At 53.0% G+C, this 15,082-nt stretch carries 12 protein-coding genes and 1 riboswitch; all 12 genes read right to left on the reverse strand.

The window, feature by feature from the left end; genetic code table 11:
* Nucleotides 1-76: 76 nt before the first annotated feature.
* The gene (gene cbiB, locus OC443_RS25520) at nt 77-1,063 is read right to left on the reverse strand and encodes an adenosylcobinamide-phosphate synthase CbiB (RefSeq protein ID WP_083601500.1); all 987 of its coding nucleotides are present in this window, start codon (nt 1,061-1,063) and stop codon (nt 77-79) included.
* Nucleotides 1,053-2,489 (reverse strand): uroporphyrinogen-III C-methyltransferase, encoded by a 1,437-nt coding sequence (gene cobA, locus OC443_RS25525; RefSeq protein WP_073579567.1) that lies wholly within the window; start codon nt 2,487-2,489, stop codon nt 1,053-1,055. Before cobA ends, cbiB begins: the two co-directional genes overlap by 11 nt.
* Nucleotides 2,476-3,279 (reverse strand): precorrin-4 C(11)-methyltransferase, encoded by an 804-nt coding sequence (cobM, locus tag OC443_RS25530; protein WP_073579566.1) that lies wholly within the window; start codon nt 3,277-3,279, stop codon nt 2,476-2,478. The genes cobA and cobM overlap by 14 nt, the downstream gene beginning before the upstream one ends.
* The gene (gene cobJ, locus OC443_RS25535; protein ID WP_073579565.1) at nt 3,276-4,157 is read right to left on the reverse strand and encodes a precorrin-3B C(17)-methyltransferase; all 882 of its coding nucleotides are present in this window, start codon (nt 4,155-4,157) and stop codon (nt 3,276-3,278) included. Before cobJ ends, cobM begins: the two co-directional genes overlap by 4 nt.
* Nucleotides 4,150-4,989, reverse strand: a complete 840-nt coding sequence (locus tag OC443_RS25540; protein ID WP_073579564.1) for a sirohydrochlorin cobaltochelatase — start codon at nt 4,987-4,989, stop codon at nt 4,150-4,152. The genes cobJ and OC443_RS25540 overlap by 8 nt, the downstream gene beginning before the upstream one ends.
* Nucleotides 4,990-5,086: 97 nt before the next feature.
* Nucleotides 5,087-6,802 carry a cobalamin biosynthesis protein gene (locus OC443_RS25545; RefSeq protein WP_073579563.1) on the reverse strand — a complete coding sequence of 572 codons (1,716 nt, stop codon included), beginning with the start codon at nt 6,800-6,802 and terminating at the stop codon, nt 5,087-5,089.
* 9 nt (nt 6,803-6,811) lie between these two features.
* Entirely contained in the window at nt 6,812-7,576 is a 765-nt protein-coding gene (gene cobI, locus OC443_RS25550) for a precorrin-2 C(20)-methyltransferase (protein ID WP_073579562.1), read from the reverse strand.
* Between the two features lie 241 nt (nt 7,577-7,817).
* Nucleotides 7,818-9,164 (reverse strand): bifunctional cobalt-precorrin-7 (C(5))-methyltransferase/cobalt-precorrin-6B (C(15))-methyltransferase, encoded by a 1,347-nt coding sequence (locus OC443_RS25555; protein WP_073579561.1) that lies wholly within the window; start codon nt 9,162-9,164, stop codon nt 7,818-7,820.
* On the reverse strand, nt 9,161-11,041 hold the full coding sequence (locus OC443_RS25560) for a cobalt-precorrin-5B (C(1))-methyltransferase (protein WP_073579560.1): 1,881 nt from the start codon (nt 11,039-11,041) through the stop codon (nt 9,161-9,163). The genes OC443_RS25555 and OC443_RS25560 overlap by 4 nt, the downstream gene beginning before the upstream one ends.
* A 132-nt stretch (nt 11,042-11,173) precedes the next feature.
* A riboswitch (cobalamin riboswitch) is annotated at nt 11,174-11,350 on the reverse strand.
* 378 nt (nt 11,351-11,728) lie between these two features.
* Nucleotides 11,729-12,340, reverse strand: coding sequence for a hypothetical protein (locus OC443_RS25565; protein ID WP_073579559.1), 612 nt, complete (start codon nt 12,338-12,340; stop codon nt 11,729-11,731).
* 1 nt (nt 12,341) lies between these two features.
* Complete coding sequence (locus OC443_RS25570) at nt 12,342-13,367, reverse strand: hypothetical protein (RefSeq protein WP_073579558.1); 1,026 nt, start codon at nt 13,365-13,367, stop codon at nt 12,342-12,344.
* 681 nt (nt 13,368-14,048) lie between these two features.
* A complete protein-coding gene (locus OC443_RS25575) occupies nt 14,049-14,933 on the reverse strand; it encodes a HEPN domain-containing protein (RefSeq protein WP_073579557.1) in 885 nt (294 codons plus the stop codon).
* Nucleotides 14,934-15,082: the final 149 nt, after the last annotated feature.

Consider the following 15,082-nt stretch of genomic DNA (forward strand, 5'->3'; position numbering starts at 1 on the left):
TGTCCTCAGAAGATGCCTCTCAATCAAAAGGTGCCTGTCCCCAGAAGATACCTCCTCAATTAAAAGGTGCCTGTCCTCAGAAGATGCCCGCTAACACGCATGCCAGCCACAGGTAACTCAGGGCAAAGCTGCCCCGCACCACCAGCCGGTTGGCGCAGGGAATCACGTCTGCGGTAGCATACGCGCCGATGCCCATCGGCTTTTTATCGTGCAACACGCCATGATAGTAAGCCGGGCCGCCAATCGTCACTTTGAGTGCGCCTGCGCCTGTGGTCATCACCACCCCGCCATTGGGGCTACTGCAGGCTTTCGCCTGCGTTTGCCAGCAATGGATGGCCTCTTTGAAACTGCCCTGCAACGCATACACCAGCGCGGTCACCCGTGCGGGCAGCCAGCATAACAAGTCATCCATCTTTGCGCTGAAAAAACCGAAATTCAAGTACTTATCGTTCTTGTAACCCCACATCGCATCAAGCGTGTTGACCAGACGCAGCAACACCGCGCCGGGCGCGCCCAACAGCAAAAACCAGATCATCGGCGCAAACACGGCGTCGTTGCCGTTTTCCAGTACCGACTCAATGGCCGAGGAAACAATTTCTTTCTCCTGCATCTTTTCGGTATTGCGGCTCACGATCAGCGACACCTGTTTGCGCGCCTGATCGATCTCACCCGCTTTCAGCGGCCGGTAGATATTTTCCACGTGTTGAATCAGACTGCGGCCACCGATAGTGAGATACAGGATCGCGGCATTGAGGACAAACCAGAGCAGCGGGCTGCACTGCTCTGCCCACGCGACCAGAAACGCCGTGACCCACACTACGGGCACCACGGCCAGCATCCAGCCCAGCACGCCCTGCTGTTTCTCACTCAGAAAGGAAAGCCTGCGGCAAAACGCTTCGATGCGTTGCGCCAGATTGCCGAAGCCAACCAACGGATGAAAGCGACGCGGCTCACCCAGCCAGCGATCCAGCCACAGCGCCGCAATTAAGATCAAAGCGCCCGCCAGTAAACCCGGTGCAATGATGGAGGCCAGCCATGCAGGCAAGCTGAATTCAGACCACATCAGTGCACGCTCCGGAAGTGGCGAACTCTGCGGGTTCAGCGAACGCATTCAGCTTGCCCGCCTCTTTTAAATCACTCACCTCAATCGAATCGTCCAACCCGACCCAATCCGGCTGAACGCCCGGTTCTGTCACCTTGTCATGGGCCTGCGCCCACGTTCTGACGGCTTCGTTCAGCGGCACCAGCTGCGCGTGTTGCACCGATTCGGGATGATGCTGTGCAATCGACTGATAGATCGCAATATTGTCTGCCAGCACCCAGTCAACCGCTGGTAACGCATAGTGTTGCGGCTCGCTCACCGTCCGGCCTGCCAGATAAAACCGCGCCGGGTCATCCAGCGCCTGCGCTTCACTGAGTGTGAGCGTCATCGCCTGTTCAGATAAACGGGCCGGACGAATCCCCACGTTGCGCAGCGCCTTTTGCACCGCACGGTTGTCACTCCCCATCGGCATGGGGAAGCGGCGAATATCCCAGTCGTTTGCCAACACCGCGCGCCACCACACATTGAAGGCGGGTAAATCGCTGAAACCCAGCTCCGGCAGTGACGCCACCTGTTCCAACGCTTCGCGGCCAATCAACGACTGCACCGGCATCTGTTCAATCGCGATCACTTCCGCCCCCGCATTGCGCAGTGCAGACAATGCCCCGTACTGGCCACACACCAGCACGCGAACTCCGGCGAGCGGCAACTGGCTGCGCCAGTCCAGCGCTTGTGCCAGCGTGACAACTTCACCGATAATCACCAGTGCCGGGCCGGTATATCCGGCCTGTTCGACCGCATCGACGATGGTGTCCAGCGTAGCGGTAATACAGCTGTGATCGGCGCTGGTGGCGGAGCTGATCAACGCAATCGGCGTCTCTTTCGCGGTGCCGCTTTCTGTCAGGCTCCGGATGTGTTCCGCCAGTTTTTTCGCCCCCATATACAGTACGAATGTGCCGCCATCCGGGCCAAGGCGACTCAGTGCGCGCAGGGCTTTGGACCCTTTATGGCCGCTGACAAAAGTCACGGCCGATGCCATCCCGGCACTGGTGAGCGGGAAGCCGGAATAAGCTGCTGCGCCTAAAGCTGCGGTAATGCCCGGCACAATTTCGTAAGGGATGCCGTTTTGCTTCAGGTCACGGCACTCTTCGGTGGTACGGCCAAAAATACAGGGGTCACCGGCTTTAAGACGGGCCACCTGTTTGCCTTGCCGGGCGAAATCCAGCACATCCGGGTGCATCCCGTAATCAATATGCGTGCCCTGATAGCCCCGATAGCCGACCTGATGGAGCTGGACATGGTCCGGAATGGTGGAAAGAATCGCAGCGCTGACCAGCTGGTCGTAACACACCACATCACATGCCGCAAGCAGCTGCTTCGCGCGGCAGGTTAGCAGCCCCGGGTCGCCCGGCCCCGCACCGATTAAATACACCTTACCTTGATTCATCACCCTCTCCTTCGTGGTCCGGTGCAGGTTCAACAACCCGGGCTTTGCGACAGGCATGCGAGAACGCCGGGTCATAGAGTTTCGAATCAACAAAGTCCTCGATCGCAAACACTTTGCTGACAATAATCATCGCCGTTGAGCGGATATTGGCGGCCTGCATTTTTTCGGCAATATCCGCCAGTGTGCCGCGCAGAATGCGCTGCTGCGGATGCGATGCTTTCTCGACCACACACACCGGCCAGTGTGGCGGATACACGTCACTGAGTTCACGCACCACTTTGCGGATCAGGGTCGCACTTAAAAACAGGCACAAGGTGGCTTCATGGCGGGCCAGCGACCGGAGGTTCTCTTTGTCCGGCACCGGCGTTCGGCCGGAAGCGCGGGAGAGAATAATGGTCTGGCACGCTTCGGGCAGTGTCAGCTCCTGACCAAGCGCCGCCGCTGCCGCCTGAAACGAAGACACCCCCGGCACCACCTGCCAATCGATGCCCAACGCGTCCAGCCTGCGGGTTTGTTCCGCCAGTGAAGAATAGATCGACAGATCGCCGGTCTGCACCCGGGCAACATCTTCGCCGTTGGCGTGCGCATCGGTGTACACCTGGGTGATCTGGTCCAGATCCATGCTGGCCGAGTCATAGACGCGCGCGTCCGGCTGTGCGCGTTCAATCACGGCTTTCGGCACCAGACTGCCCGCGTACAGCACCACCGGGCAGGTTTCGACCAGTTTTGCCCCTTTTACGGTAATCAAATCCGGATCCCCCGGACCGGCACCAATAAAATAGACCGTCATACGATTTCCCCGTTTTTTGCCGGTGCCTGAGATGCAGATAAAGCGGACGCTGAGACTGCGCTGTCAGTGATATCGCCTTGAGCGGGTTGCTGCAAAGTGCGCCCCGGCGTCTGTCCCTGACGGGTTGCCCCATCGTCTAAGCTGTATTTGTTTTGATAGCCACGCGGTGTCACGATGAGATCCTTGAAGCGATAACTACTTTCGTTGCCGACGATCACCGCGGCATTCATGCCAAATTCAAGGTTGGTAAATTGGTCCAGCGTTGACAGTTCAACCCGCTGTTCCTCACGATAAGCCGCGTTGACCACCGCCACCGGCGTCTCTGCCGGGCGATATTTGCGCAGGATGCGCTGCGCTTCAATAATCTGGGTTTGCCGTTTTTTCGAACGCGGATTGTAGAAGGTGATCGCAAAGTCAGCCATCGCGGCGGCTTCGATTCGGCGGGTGATCACCTCCCACGGGGTCAGTAAATCGGACAGCGAAATGGTGCAACTGTCGTGGCCCAGCGGCGCCCCCACCAGTGAGGCACAGGCATTGGCGGCAGTGATTCCCGGCACAGTTTCCACGTCAATCTCAATCGCTTTGGCGGCGATCAGCTCAAACACCAGCGGCGCCATAGCATACATTCCGGCATCGCCGGAACACACGAGTGCGACGTCTTTCCCTTCCCGGACCTGTTGAATGGCGGCATCCGCCCGTTGCCACTCCTGCGTCATGCCGGAGCGGACCAGCGTCTGGGTGTCAAGCAGCGACGCAATCAGTTTGACATACGGGCCGTAGCCCACCACCACATCCACACTTTTGATCACGGTTTGTGCGCGAACGGACATCAGATCCAGACTGCCGGGGCCTAACCCCACCAGATAGAGTTTAGCCACAGCTTATCTCCTCAGCAGGCGCTTTGAGCCGGGTCAGGCCCTGATCGATCTGGGTGAAAATGATGTCGGTCACGGCTTCGAGCGACAATAAATGAAAAGACTCGCCCTGCGCGCCTTCCGCGATATGGACGTCACACCATGCCGACAACTGCGCCTTGATCTCCGCCATGTCATTGACAAAGTGGTTACCGGAAACCAGCAACAGCGGAATGATCCGCAGCACCGGCTTCGTCTCCGCTTTTACCCGGCTTTGAATCGCCGATTTCAGCAACTCAAACGGCATCGCCCCTTCCAGTGAGCAGGAGATGTTTTTCGCCGACAGTTGGGAAAGAAACGTATCGCAATAACTGATCGCCTGATGGCCCGGATTATCCAGATAAGGCGCACCGTGGTGGACAAACAGGTTGATATCGCTGCCCTGAGCAAAGCGCTGATTCAGCCCGGCCAACAGCGCATTCGCCCGGTGGGTGTGGTGAATGATCGCGGGCGTTGTGTCAATCGCCGATAAAGAAAACTGTTGAAATCCTTCGACAATCTGCCCGACCTGCTTGTGCTCATCGGTGGGGAACAGATAGCAGGACACCACCAGAATGCGCTGATAACCCGCCATATCCAGATCGGCGAGCACCGCTGGCAGGTGCTGGCACGCCTGTCCTTTTTCAGCCAGTTTTTTGATCACCATCCGCGAGCTGACCGCGATTCTCACTTCTGCCTGCGGGTAGCGTTGTTGCACCTGATGCATCAGTGCCTGATAACGTTGCTGCTCAACCACCGACCCAAAACAACTCAGCACAATCGCAGTGCCCCGGGTGTAATGCCTTAATCTTTTCATGCGTTCACTTTTCCACTTCTGTTTATTCACAACTTCTGTTATTTACAACTTCTGTTATTCACAGCACCCTGATGTTCAGTCACTGCAATGGGTTCTTTCACTGATATGGCCTGCACTTCAATCGCTGTCGTTTTTTTTTATCAATGCTTGTTTTTTCATCAATGTTTGTTTTTTTCATCAATGGTTCCGGTTCTTCAACCCACGCAAAAAACGACGCCTCAAGCACCTGTGTCAGCGGTTTATTTTCTGACAGCGCCACAAAGATCGCCTGCCACTGCGCGATCGACAAAGCTTCCACGCCCCGCAACCACAGGCCATGATTGGCGGAAGGTTGCCGTGAGCGCTCATACACCACCAGAGTGGCGCGGTTACGGCAGGCACCGACGCACATGGCGCGGCTGATTTTGATCCGCTGTTGTCCTGTGGCGAGCCCGAGTTCTTTCAAAATGCCCCGGAGATCATGAGCCAGATTTTTACTTCCGGCTTTGGCACATCGCTGGCCTTCACACAGCAGAATATGGTGGGTGTGATAGAGCATGGGGCGATCTAAATCGACATGCCTGGGTTTACACTGATAGCCTTCCACCACCTCGTTACCGTAAGCGTTCACTCTGACTTCACGGGGCTGAGCCTCGGGGCGATCCGCTGGATGCGAATGCCCGCTATGCTTTGTCTCATCCAGCCAGTTTTTCTGCTTGTGCCTGCGCAGGGGTTCGCTGTATTCCCGGCGACAGCAAGCAACCGTCATATGAAAACCATCCTGTTTGAACACCCATTTAGGCACCAATAGCTGACGGGTTTGACTGAGTTTGAGCGCTGCCGCTTCCGCCACCGAATTGCTGCCGGTGACCTGTTTGACATAATCTGACGGGTGTTCAATCCCTTCGGTCCCATCAAGCACTTCAGCTTCATAGGTGGTAAAAGGCCATTGCCGGTCGCGGGACAAAGCATTCAGGCCGGGTTCATCGGCTTTCAGCGCAATACTCGCGATGGCCTGCACCGACTCTAACGCCAGATTAAACTGGTCACTAAAGGCGGCTAAGCCCGCTTCGAGCACCGCCAGCGGTGTGTTGCGGTCACATCCCAGCCCCAGCACCAGCGATTTGGGACGCCACAGCACCAGCTGATTGTCCCAGCCGGTCAGATCGGGTGATTTCCGGTCACTGATCAAAATGGCGCCGTTGAACGCCTCACTTTGGATACCTTCGAGCGTGGTATGCGTCAGCAAATGCGCGGGCATCCGTTTGTCATATTTCCACCAATGCCGTTCACCCGCTTCCTGCGCCACAATCACCGGTTGCTGGTTGACAATGGCGGCAGAGACCGGCGTCAACGCGGGTTCCGAGACCGGGTCCAGCGTCCAGCCAAACGGCGCGCCCAGCATATCCGCCGACAGAGTTTGCGATGTGTCAGACGCGGTGGTAATCACGGGCGTGGCTTTGACCAGATGCGCGACCCGTTCCGTCAGCGCATTGGCACCGCCGCGATGCCCGGACAGCATCGAAATCGCGAATGTGGCCTGCTCATCCATACAAACCACTGCCGGGTCGGTGCGCTTATCTTGCAGTAAAGGGCCGATGATCCGGCTGACAATCCCGGTGGCACAAATAAAAATATGCCCGTCGTACTGATTGAAACGGGCAGCAACAAAATCAGACAGAGGCAACGTCAGGGGGGCTGCTTTTTCCGGTTCATCCGCCTTATCCAACGCCACCGGCGCAACAAACAGGTCGCTAAACGGCAGCGCTTTTTTCAGCATCGCCCCCGGCTTTGCGCCCGCGACAGTTATCACATAAATCGCAAGTTTCATCATCCCTACTCCCTACGCAGCGGACGGACTGCCGCGCAGCACACCACGGCGCTGGCGGATAGAGAGCTGCACCATCGAGAAGTAACGATGCTCATCCGGCACGTCCTCCAGATTGTGGTAAATCTCTTGTTTATCGGTGCTGGCATGCGACACATACGTTGCGCACTCTTCCAGCCCCAGTGCTTTTAACCGGGCCTGTAACGGGGCAATCATCCGGCCTGCTTTCATCAGCATAATGGTGTCAAATTCTTTGACCAGCCGGTCCAGACACCCGATACCATACGTGGCGGGGACGACACAAAACCGCTCTTTGCCTTCGGCCAGCGAGATTTTGGTCGCCGCCGGCACCGCAGTCACTGAGGTCACGCCCGGCACAATCACCGGCACGACATCCGGCATGATGGCGTCCAGTTCCTGCTGAATATAACTCCAGGTGCTGAAAACTGAGGGATCCCCTTCGGTAATGAAAACCACCGACTTTCCCTGCCGCAGCCGGTCATGAATCGCCATCGCGGCAGCCTGCCAGGCCGGGACATTCACGGTGGCATCCCGGGTCATCGGAAAGTGGAGAAAGCAGTGTTCGCCTTTGATCTCCGCTTCAGGAATCGCGCCGGTAACAATTTCCCAGGCAAACGAGTCGGCTTTGCCTTTGGTTTTTTCCGGAATCGCCACCACATCGGCTTCCTGAATCAGGCGGGCAGCTTTGAGCGTCAGCAGTTCGCTGTCTCCGGTGCCGACACCGACGGCGTACAACTGACCATACTGATTGTTCTTCATGAGACTCCTTCAAGGCGCTTACTTTGAGCTTTTTTTATTAAGAATTTCTTTATACAAAACCGGTTTATATACCCAAACAACCTGAAGATGCAGGGTTCAGTGAGATTTGTCTGGCTTTGAGACAAGGCACTGATTTGAAAACATAGTCATTCTACGTTGAAAATCAGTCACGCCGTATCAAAGCCAGACAAACTCACCCGCAGGGCGTGAGCTGAAAGGCACATTTCTGCGTCAAGTGAATTTAAAAGGTGGGTACATTCCTGCATTCCCTTTCCTTGAACTGCACCTTTCGGCTGCACGCTGAATCATGCATCTTCAGGTTGCTTGGGTATAGAGGTACTTTTTTATCAATGAACGAAAAGAGATGAATCGGATTCTCGGCCTGATAACGCTGATAATGCGCCAGCGGCCGGGTGTTCGAAATATTAATGACCTGCGCATCCAACGGTAGCTGGTTCGCTTTGGCCCACTGATAAACTTCCGACACGGTATCCATGGTCACCGCACTCACCACCAGCCTGCCGCCATCTTGCAGCGCGGCCCATGACTGGCTCAGAATCTCTGCCATCGCCCCACGGCTGCCGCCGACAAACACGGCGTTGGGTGCGGACAGCGAAGAGAGCACACCCGGTGCGGATCCGGTGATCAACTGCACGTTATCCGTGCCGTGCGCAAAGCAATTCGCCTGCAAACTATCAAAACAGGCGGGATTGCATTCCACGGCAAACACCTGACCCCGGGTCGCCATTTTTGCCGCTTCAATCGCAATTGAGCCGGAGCCGGAGCCGACGTCCCAGACGGTCTGTTCCGGCTGAATCCGCAGGGCCGTGAGCGCCAGATGGCGGACGGCCTGTTTGGTGATCAACCCTTTTTGCGGCATGCGTTTTAAAAAGCTATCATCGCCGGCGAACTGCCCGTGGCCGCCCCAGCGCGCCTCGCTTCCCCTTTGGGCCACCAGCATGTTCAGCGGGTCGAACACCGTCTCACATTGCGCCAGGTCGTCGACGCTGAAGGCGGTGATCCGCTCATGGGGGCTGCCCAGTTGTTCACACACGGTGAGCGTCCAGTGCCTGTCCCCATAAGCCTGCAAATGACGGGCAATCACCCGGGGCGTGTTGTGCGTGTCGGTCAGCATGGCAAACAGGCTGCCCTGCTGCATCCGGGCCACCAGCCCGTGTAACGCATCGCGGTCAGAGGACCTGCGCCCATGACAGGACAGGTAACACGCATCATGCCAGGGCAGCCCAAGCCGGGTGAAGGCCAGATGCGCCGAACTCAGGGTTGGAATAAAAGACAATTCACTGGCCGGCAGTTTTTTTAATAACGTGGCGCCGATGCCGAAAAACAACGGGTCGCCCGATGCCAAAACGGCGACGCCCCCTTCTTCACTTTCTTCGATGACCTGATTCAGCCAGGTTGAAAATCCCTGCGTCATATCCAGAAAGGGGCCTTCAAACTGAGGAAACCATTGCCGGTGGCGGGGATGCCCGGCCACCACCCGCGCCTGAGACACCGCGTTGACCGCGCGGCTGGTTAAGCCCGGGCAGCCATCTTCCGGCACACCAATCACCACAATATTCGTCATCATTCTGATACCGTCTGATAAAGCAGAGCGTGGATGGTCGAGACCACGATCGGGCTGCCGCCCTTGCGCCCGGTGCTGACAATGTAAGGAACATTGTGCTGTTCCAGCAGCGCCTGTTTCGAGGATTCCGCTTTGACAAAGCCGACCGGAATACCGATGATCAGCGCCGGTTTGATCTCACCGGCTTCCACCATCCGCAACACTTCATACAGTGCGGTGGGTGCATTGCCGATGGCAACAATCGCGCCGTCAAGTAAATCCAAGTCGCGCGCTTTCTGCATCGCCCGGACCGCGCGGGTCTCGCCACTGGCTTTGGCCGCGGCAATCACATCGTCATCGCCAATAAAGCAGTAAGCCGGATTGTGGTTGACCGCCAGCCGCTGGGCACTGAGGCCGCTGATAATCATGGTGACATCACTGATAATGGGTGCACCGGCTTGTAAAGCATGAATCCCGGCCTGCACCGCCCCGTCACTGAAGTGAAACAGCCGGGCAAATTCAAAATCACCGGTGGTATGAATCGCTCTTCTCACCACCGGCCACTGGGTTTCGTCAAAACCATGACCGCCGTGAAACTGCTGAATTTCATGGTCGATAATGGCAAACGAGTCATTTTCGATGGCCCGCCCCTGTCGGGTCATTTGTTGCATTGCGTCCATAAGACTTCCACCTGAAGGTTGTTTTGAGGCTTGTTGTTCGTCAATAGTTTGTTGTTCGTCAACGTCCGGTGCTGTGCCTGCATCCGCCAGCGGGGTGCCATCAAAGTCAATCAGTATCACCTGAACCTGCACGGCACCAGCCACATACTGATGCGCATGTTGTCTGGCGGTTTCACAAAGCCGGGTAAAAAAGGGCGCTGGCTGATGGTCACGCATAAGATCGAAGACATGTCGCCCGGTATGGGCGTGCGCGATTTGCTGGCACAAAGCGTCTGGATAATGGGTTGCGGCGGCGAGCTGGCTGAGGTGTTGAAAATCAATCGCATGCCCGGAGACATGGGTCATCATCCGGCCGGAGGTGAGTTTGGCCAGTTTGCCGATCATCATCACCAGTGAGACCTTGCCGATGCCGTAGCGCTTGCAGGCTCTCAGCCCGACACCGATGAAATCCCCGGCCTGAATAAAAGCCATTGCCCCGGCTTGCGGGAAATGAGCCATTGCCGCTTTTTCAGAGCGGCCGCCAGTGGTCAGGATCACATGGTGCAGCCCGTTTGCAGCGGCAATGTGTACTGACTGGCGGACCGAGGCCGCATAAGCCGAGGTTGAAAAAGGTTTCACCGTGCCGCGGGTGCCGATAATCGAAATACCGCCGACCAGCCCAAGCCGCTCGCTGATGGTTTGTTTCGCGGCTTCTTCGCCGCCGGGGACGGAGATGGTCAGCTCGATACCGGGCTGCTGGCGGATGGCTGTGGGCATCTGACTGTGTTCAAGCTGAGCCATTTCCAGAATATGCGCTCTGGGAACCGGATTAATCGCAGGCTCACCAACCGGCAGCTCCAGACCGGGCAGCGTGACCGTTGCGACCCCCTTCCCGCCTTTGAGGTGAATGCCCGCTTCATGATGCCAGCGGGCGGTGCACTGAATCTCAAGGCCGTGAGTGCAATCCGGGTCATCTCCGGCATCTTTGATAATTCCGGCCGTGACTTCGGTATACTCAAACTGCTCGTTTACCGGTTGATTTTCTTCAGAAAAAGCAGGTTCAAGGCGGGCCAGCGGAAAAGTCACCCACTCCCGGTTTGGCAGCTGGATCTCAATGGCGGTGAAGCGTTCACCCGTCACCAGCGCCCTGACCGCCGCGCGCGCAGCCGCCGCCGCACACGCCCCCGTGGTATACCCCCCGCGTAGCTCAGTCTGGTGCTTTGAACGCTTTAATTTTCCCACGGACACATTCCCTGATACCGATATTGATGTTGTAACAACCGAACAGTCAAACATCACCGGTTTGAGTGACAACAAGGGCAGGAGAAATCGCAGAATAAGACGACTCTGAGTGCTCCCGCCCAGACTGTTCTGTAGATGAATTCACGTTTAGCAGGATCTGACTTGCGGGCGCTTCGTTTGTCTTGTGTTGAAAACAAACAGGCCGCTTACAGTTGCGGGTACAGTTCAGGATTTTCACCTGATTCACTTTTCACCGGTCACATCAAGCTCATTAACGATGTGCCAGGGACTAAACGAAGGGGCAGTCTCTCACAGTGAAGTGGTTGTTGCCTATGATGTCTGTCAATGTTGGGGTGGGTGTTTGCCGGAGGCGGGAATTAGAGGCGCAATGTCTGATTTTTAGGTGTCTGTCCTCAGTATTTTTCTAATGCGGGAATCTTTGGTTTTTATGACCAGAATCAACATGCTGATGATAGAGATACGAGACGAAAAAAGTAGTGCCAATGGTGGTGAGTTGTTCACCTCCCGCGAAAGAGAATGTGCGCCTTCCAGAATTCGTAGGTGCCATTGAATATTTCCTCGGAATCTAAACTACCAAGCTTCTTTTTACGCCTAATGCCTCAATAACCGGCGCAGCTTTGCTGCGTCCGGCGCCGAAGGCGCGAAGTTAATTGACTTGTTACATGATCAACCTTCATGGTACTCCCACCTTAAAAAGTTCATAACTATTGCATAAATGTTGAACACAAAAGATTTAAGAAGTAGAAGTAAGTATACGAAGCTACTTCCAATTAGTGCATAAGAGACTTTTATCAGAATGCTCTTTACGCAATCTCCATTTGGCAATAGCGCTACAAAATTCGGTATAAATCCATCAGCCTGACCAAGAATTATCACCAATAAATAGACTATAGAAATCGCAATATATGCAATAAAGACTTTCATAAAAGTAAAGAAATTATACTTCAAAGTTCGAAGCCCAGTTTCTTTGTTTGTGTGCTCCATCATTGCCAGCATCATTTGCGGTTTTGATAATGTAGCAAAAATTGTAAAGCCAGCAATCAAAAAGCCTAACGTGGTTATACTAAAATTGAACCCGTATTCAGACCATTTTCTAACATCTCTAAGAATGACGCTGTCATCAACCACCAATACAAATGCATTGACACCAAGAGCTAACATCGTTAAGAGAACAAATATGACTTGAAACTTACCTGGTAGTATCCTTCGAGAAAGTTTATATACGTCCCAGAGCGATTTTTCGCTGGTTAATTCTTTATCTTCAAAAGAGTAGCTCACTTTATAACCCACGGAATATGCTAACTATTTTAGCAATAACTTCATCAGCCAAATCAGGTAGTTTAATGACATTCCCATCCACTAGGTGCCTAAATTGCTCGTACTTAACTGTTGCAGCTCGTTCCGCATTGCGCGGTAACTCTTCCAATTCAACGGTTAAACTAAAATCATCGTTGCTCCCGTTAATTGTATCGCCTTGCTTATCATAGCCTTTAAGTCTCACCTCAGAATTTCCTAGACCTGAAGCAGCTCTGGCCTGCTCGAAGACTTCATCTCCCTCCAGCCCCTCTTTAGGGTTAGAGAACTCCACTCTTGCGCTCTTACTATTCATTTCCTCACGCCGACGACCAAAGTCAGACCAAAAATCATCATTATCAATTTCTTCTTTGTTGGTAGAAAGCAACTTAATAGAAACTTTATCAATATGCTTTAACCTTGTTACAAAATTCTTTAAAGACTCTTTGTCTGATAGTGGCGTGATGCGTAGAACAGGATATGGATACTTACCTACTAAAGCTTTCTTCGTTATTCGTTCGGCATCAGGATTTTCTTCCTTTATTTGCTTAGCCTTTTCAAACTCACTTTCAAGAAATATCTTGTGCTGCTGTTTTAAGCAGTATTGACTCGTACTGTGAAAATTCTGGATAGATGGGGCGCCGGCTACCTCTTTACAAAGAATCAATCGATGAGTGTTTAGAATTAGTAAAAAAGTTGAACTTGGAGCTGTTTCAAGCTCGCTTTGATCCTCAATTAGTCCTCCATCGGCACGATATATCTGATCTCGTTTGAGCTTGGTATTTTTAACTATTTTTCCTGAGATCCCCAAAACAGGTACATCTGGATTATTATCAAGCGTAACCAGTTTGCTATCTATAAAAAAGTATTCACCTTTATCTTTTAATCTTCTTATATATTTCATTTCATGAAATGAGGGCATTACAACTTCATGAAAAAGATCCAGAAGAACATTATCTTCACCAAATTTTAGAGTGTAATTCCCAAATTCTAACTTTTTCGTAAAAGCCACGATATCTCCTTGACATGCAACATTTGTATATTGTGCGTGCTCAAAAGCCACTTGACACACAGGGCACACTTTTATTCTAAAACACCATATCTATCTGTTTTTATCATATAGATACTGTCGATGTTCTAAATACACTTTGGAAGTAAAGTGTGCATGAATGACCACCACTAAAAGGTACATACACATTACGCTACTGTAGAAATATAAAAATCATTCCGATAAAAATTTGAACATATTTATCCCTTACATAATCTCACGTCAATCCACATCCCTTAAAATGCCACAACTCTCCCTTCATCAATAAATAGAATGGACCAAATACCCAGTAATTCAAATGCACTTGATCATTTAAAGTTGATACTTTGAAAATGCACATAATTTTTGTGGTTTTTGTTGATATTATCATGATGGATATTAGCAAAGATGAATTTGCAACACCTTTATATCAATGATGCTTATATTCGGTAAGTATTCCCACGGAGGACCGTGGGAACAAGGGTCATCATGGTAATTTTTGGCTCGGTATGCATTCCCACGCGGAGCGTGGGAACGAGGAAAAAAACCGTCTGGGGCGCGTTCGATCAAGCTGAAGAAACCAACAAAGGCAGGCGCGCAACCTACCTGATCCAGATCTAAAAACCGAAGAAGCGCATCGGGCAACAAACCGGATCCGACTCTGAATTAATCACGCTTCAGACGCTGCAAACAAACGCCTTCCACTAATCCCTTCAGCTTTTCTGCTTCGGAGGCCAGATAAACCAGCTCTTCTTCAGTGATCTCATAATGCATCGAATAACGCGCATCGATATACGCCCGTTGCAGGCGACGGAAACTGCGGCGGTGGAATTTGTCATCCATCGGGAAGATGTCTGCGAACGCTATCTCCTGTTCGGCGCAGTATTTTTTCAGCTTTTCGATATTGTGGGTTTTGGGCAGATAATTGGTCAGGGTCAGCAACGTACATGCGAAGAATCGTTCCGTGGCCTGATGAAGGTTAAATGCCGCTTCGTTGAACCACTTTTTCTCTGTGAGGGACTGTTCGAAGAAGAAAATGAATCGCTTTGCACTTTCAAACCAGTGATCAAAATGCCCCTGCGCAATCTCCCGCCGCTCTGCTTCGGTCAGATCGCCCGGCTCTGCCAGCGCTTTTTTATTGGCATCAAACAGTAAAATGCCTTCGGTCCGGATATCTTTAAAGAAGTAGTGACCTTTTTGCAGCTGTTCGTTCACGTCTTGTAATGTATGAACAATTAAGCCCAGCGGCGCGCTTTTGACTTTGCGTTCAATCTGCTCTTCCGCTTTGTGCCAGACGATATCTTCATCGGCCAGTGCCTGCGCATTCACAATCACCAGAATGTCGTAATCACTGACATAACCATTAGGAATATCGCTTACCCAGCCACCTTTGGCGTGGCTGCCGAACAGAATGATTTTATGAATTTTAAACTCACGCTTCGTTCCCGGCTTCCCGACCAGATAGTCATCCAGCGTATCGCGCAGAATGGTTGAGATCTGAGCCAATTCATGCTGCTTTCGTTCAGGAAGATGGTCGAGTGAGGTTTTCATAACAGATTGAAAAGCCGGGTGAGTGAATGATTGGGATAGTTTGGCCGGGGTACGGGGAAATGTCTATGGTTTTTATGGCTGTTGCGTGATGAACGGATATAAAACAATGAACTGGCAAGGGACGCTGCCTGTCCTGTCACTGTCTCAGT

The sequence above is a fragment of the Vibrio quintilis genome (assembly GCF_024529975.1).
Classification (GTDB): domain Bacteria; phylum Pseudomonadota; class Gammaproteobacteria; order Enterobacterales; family Vibrionaceae; genus Vibrio; species Vibrio quintilis.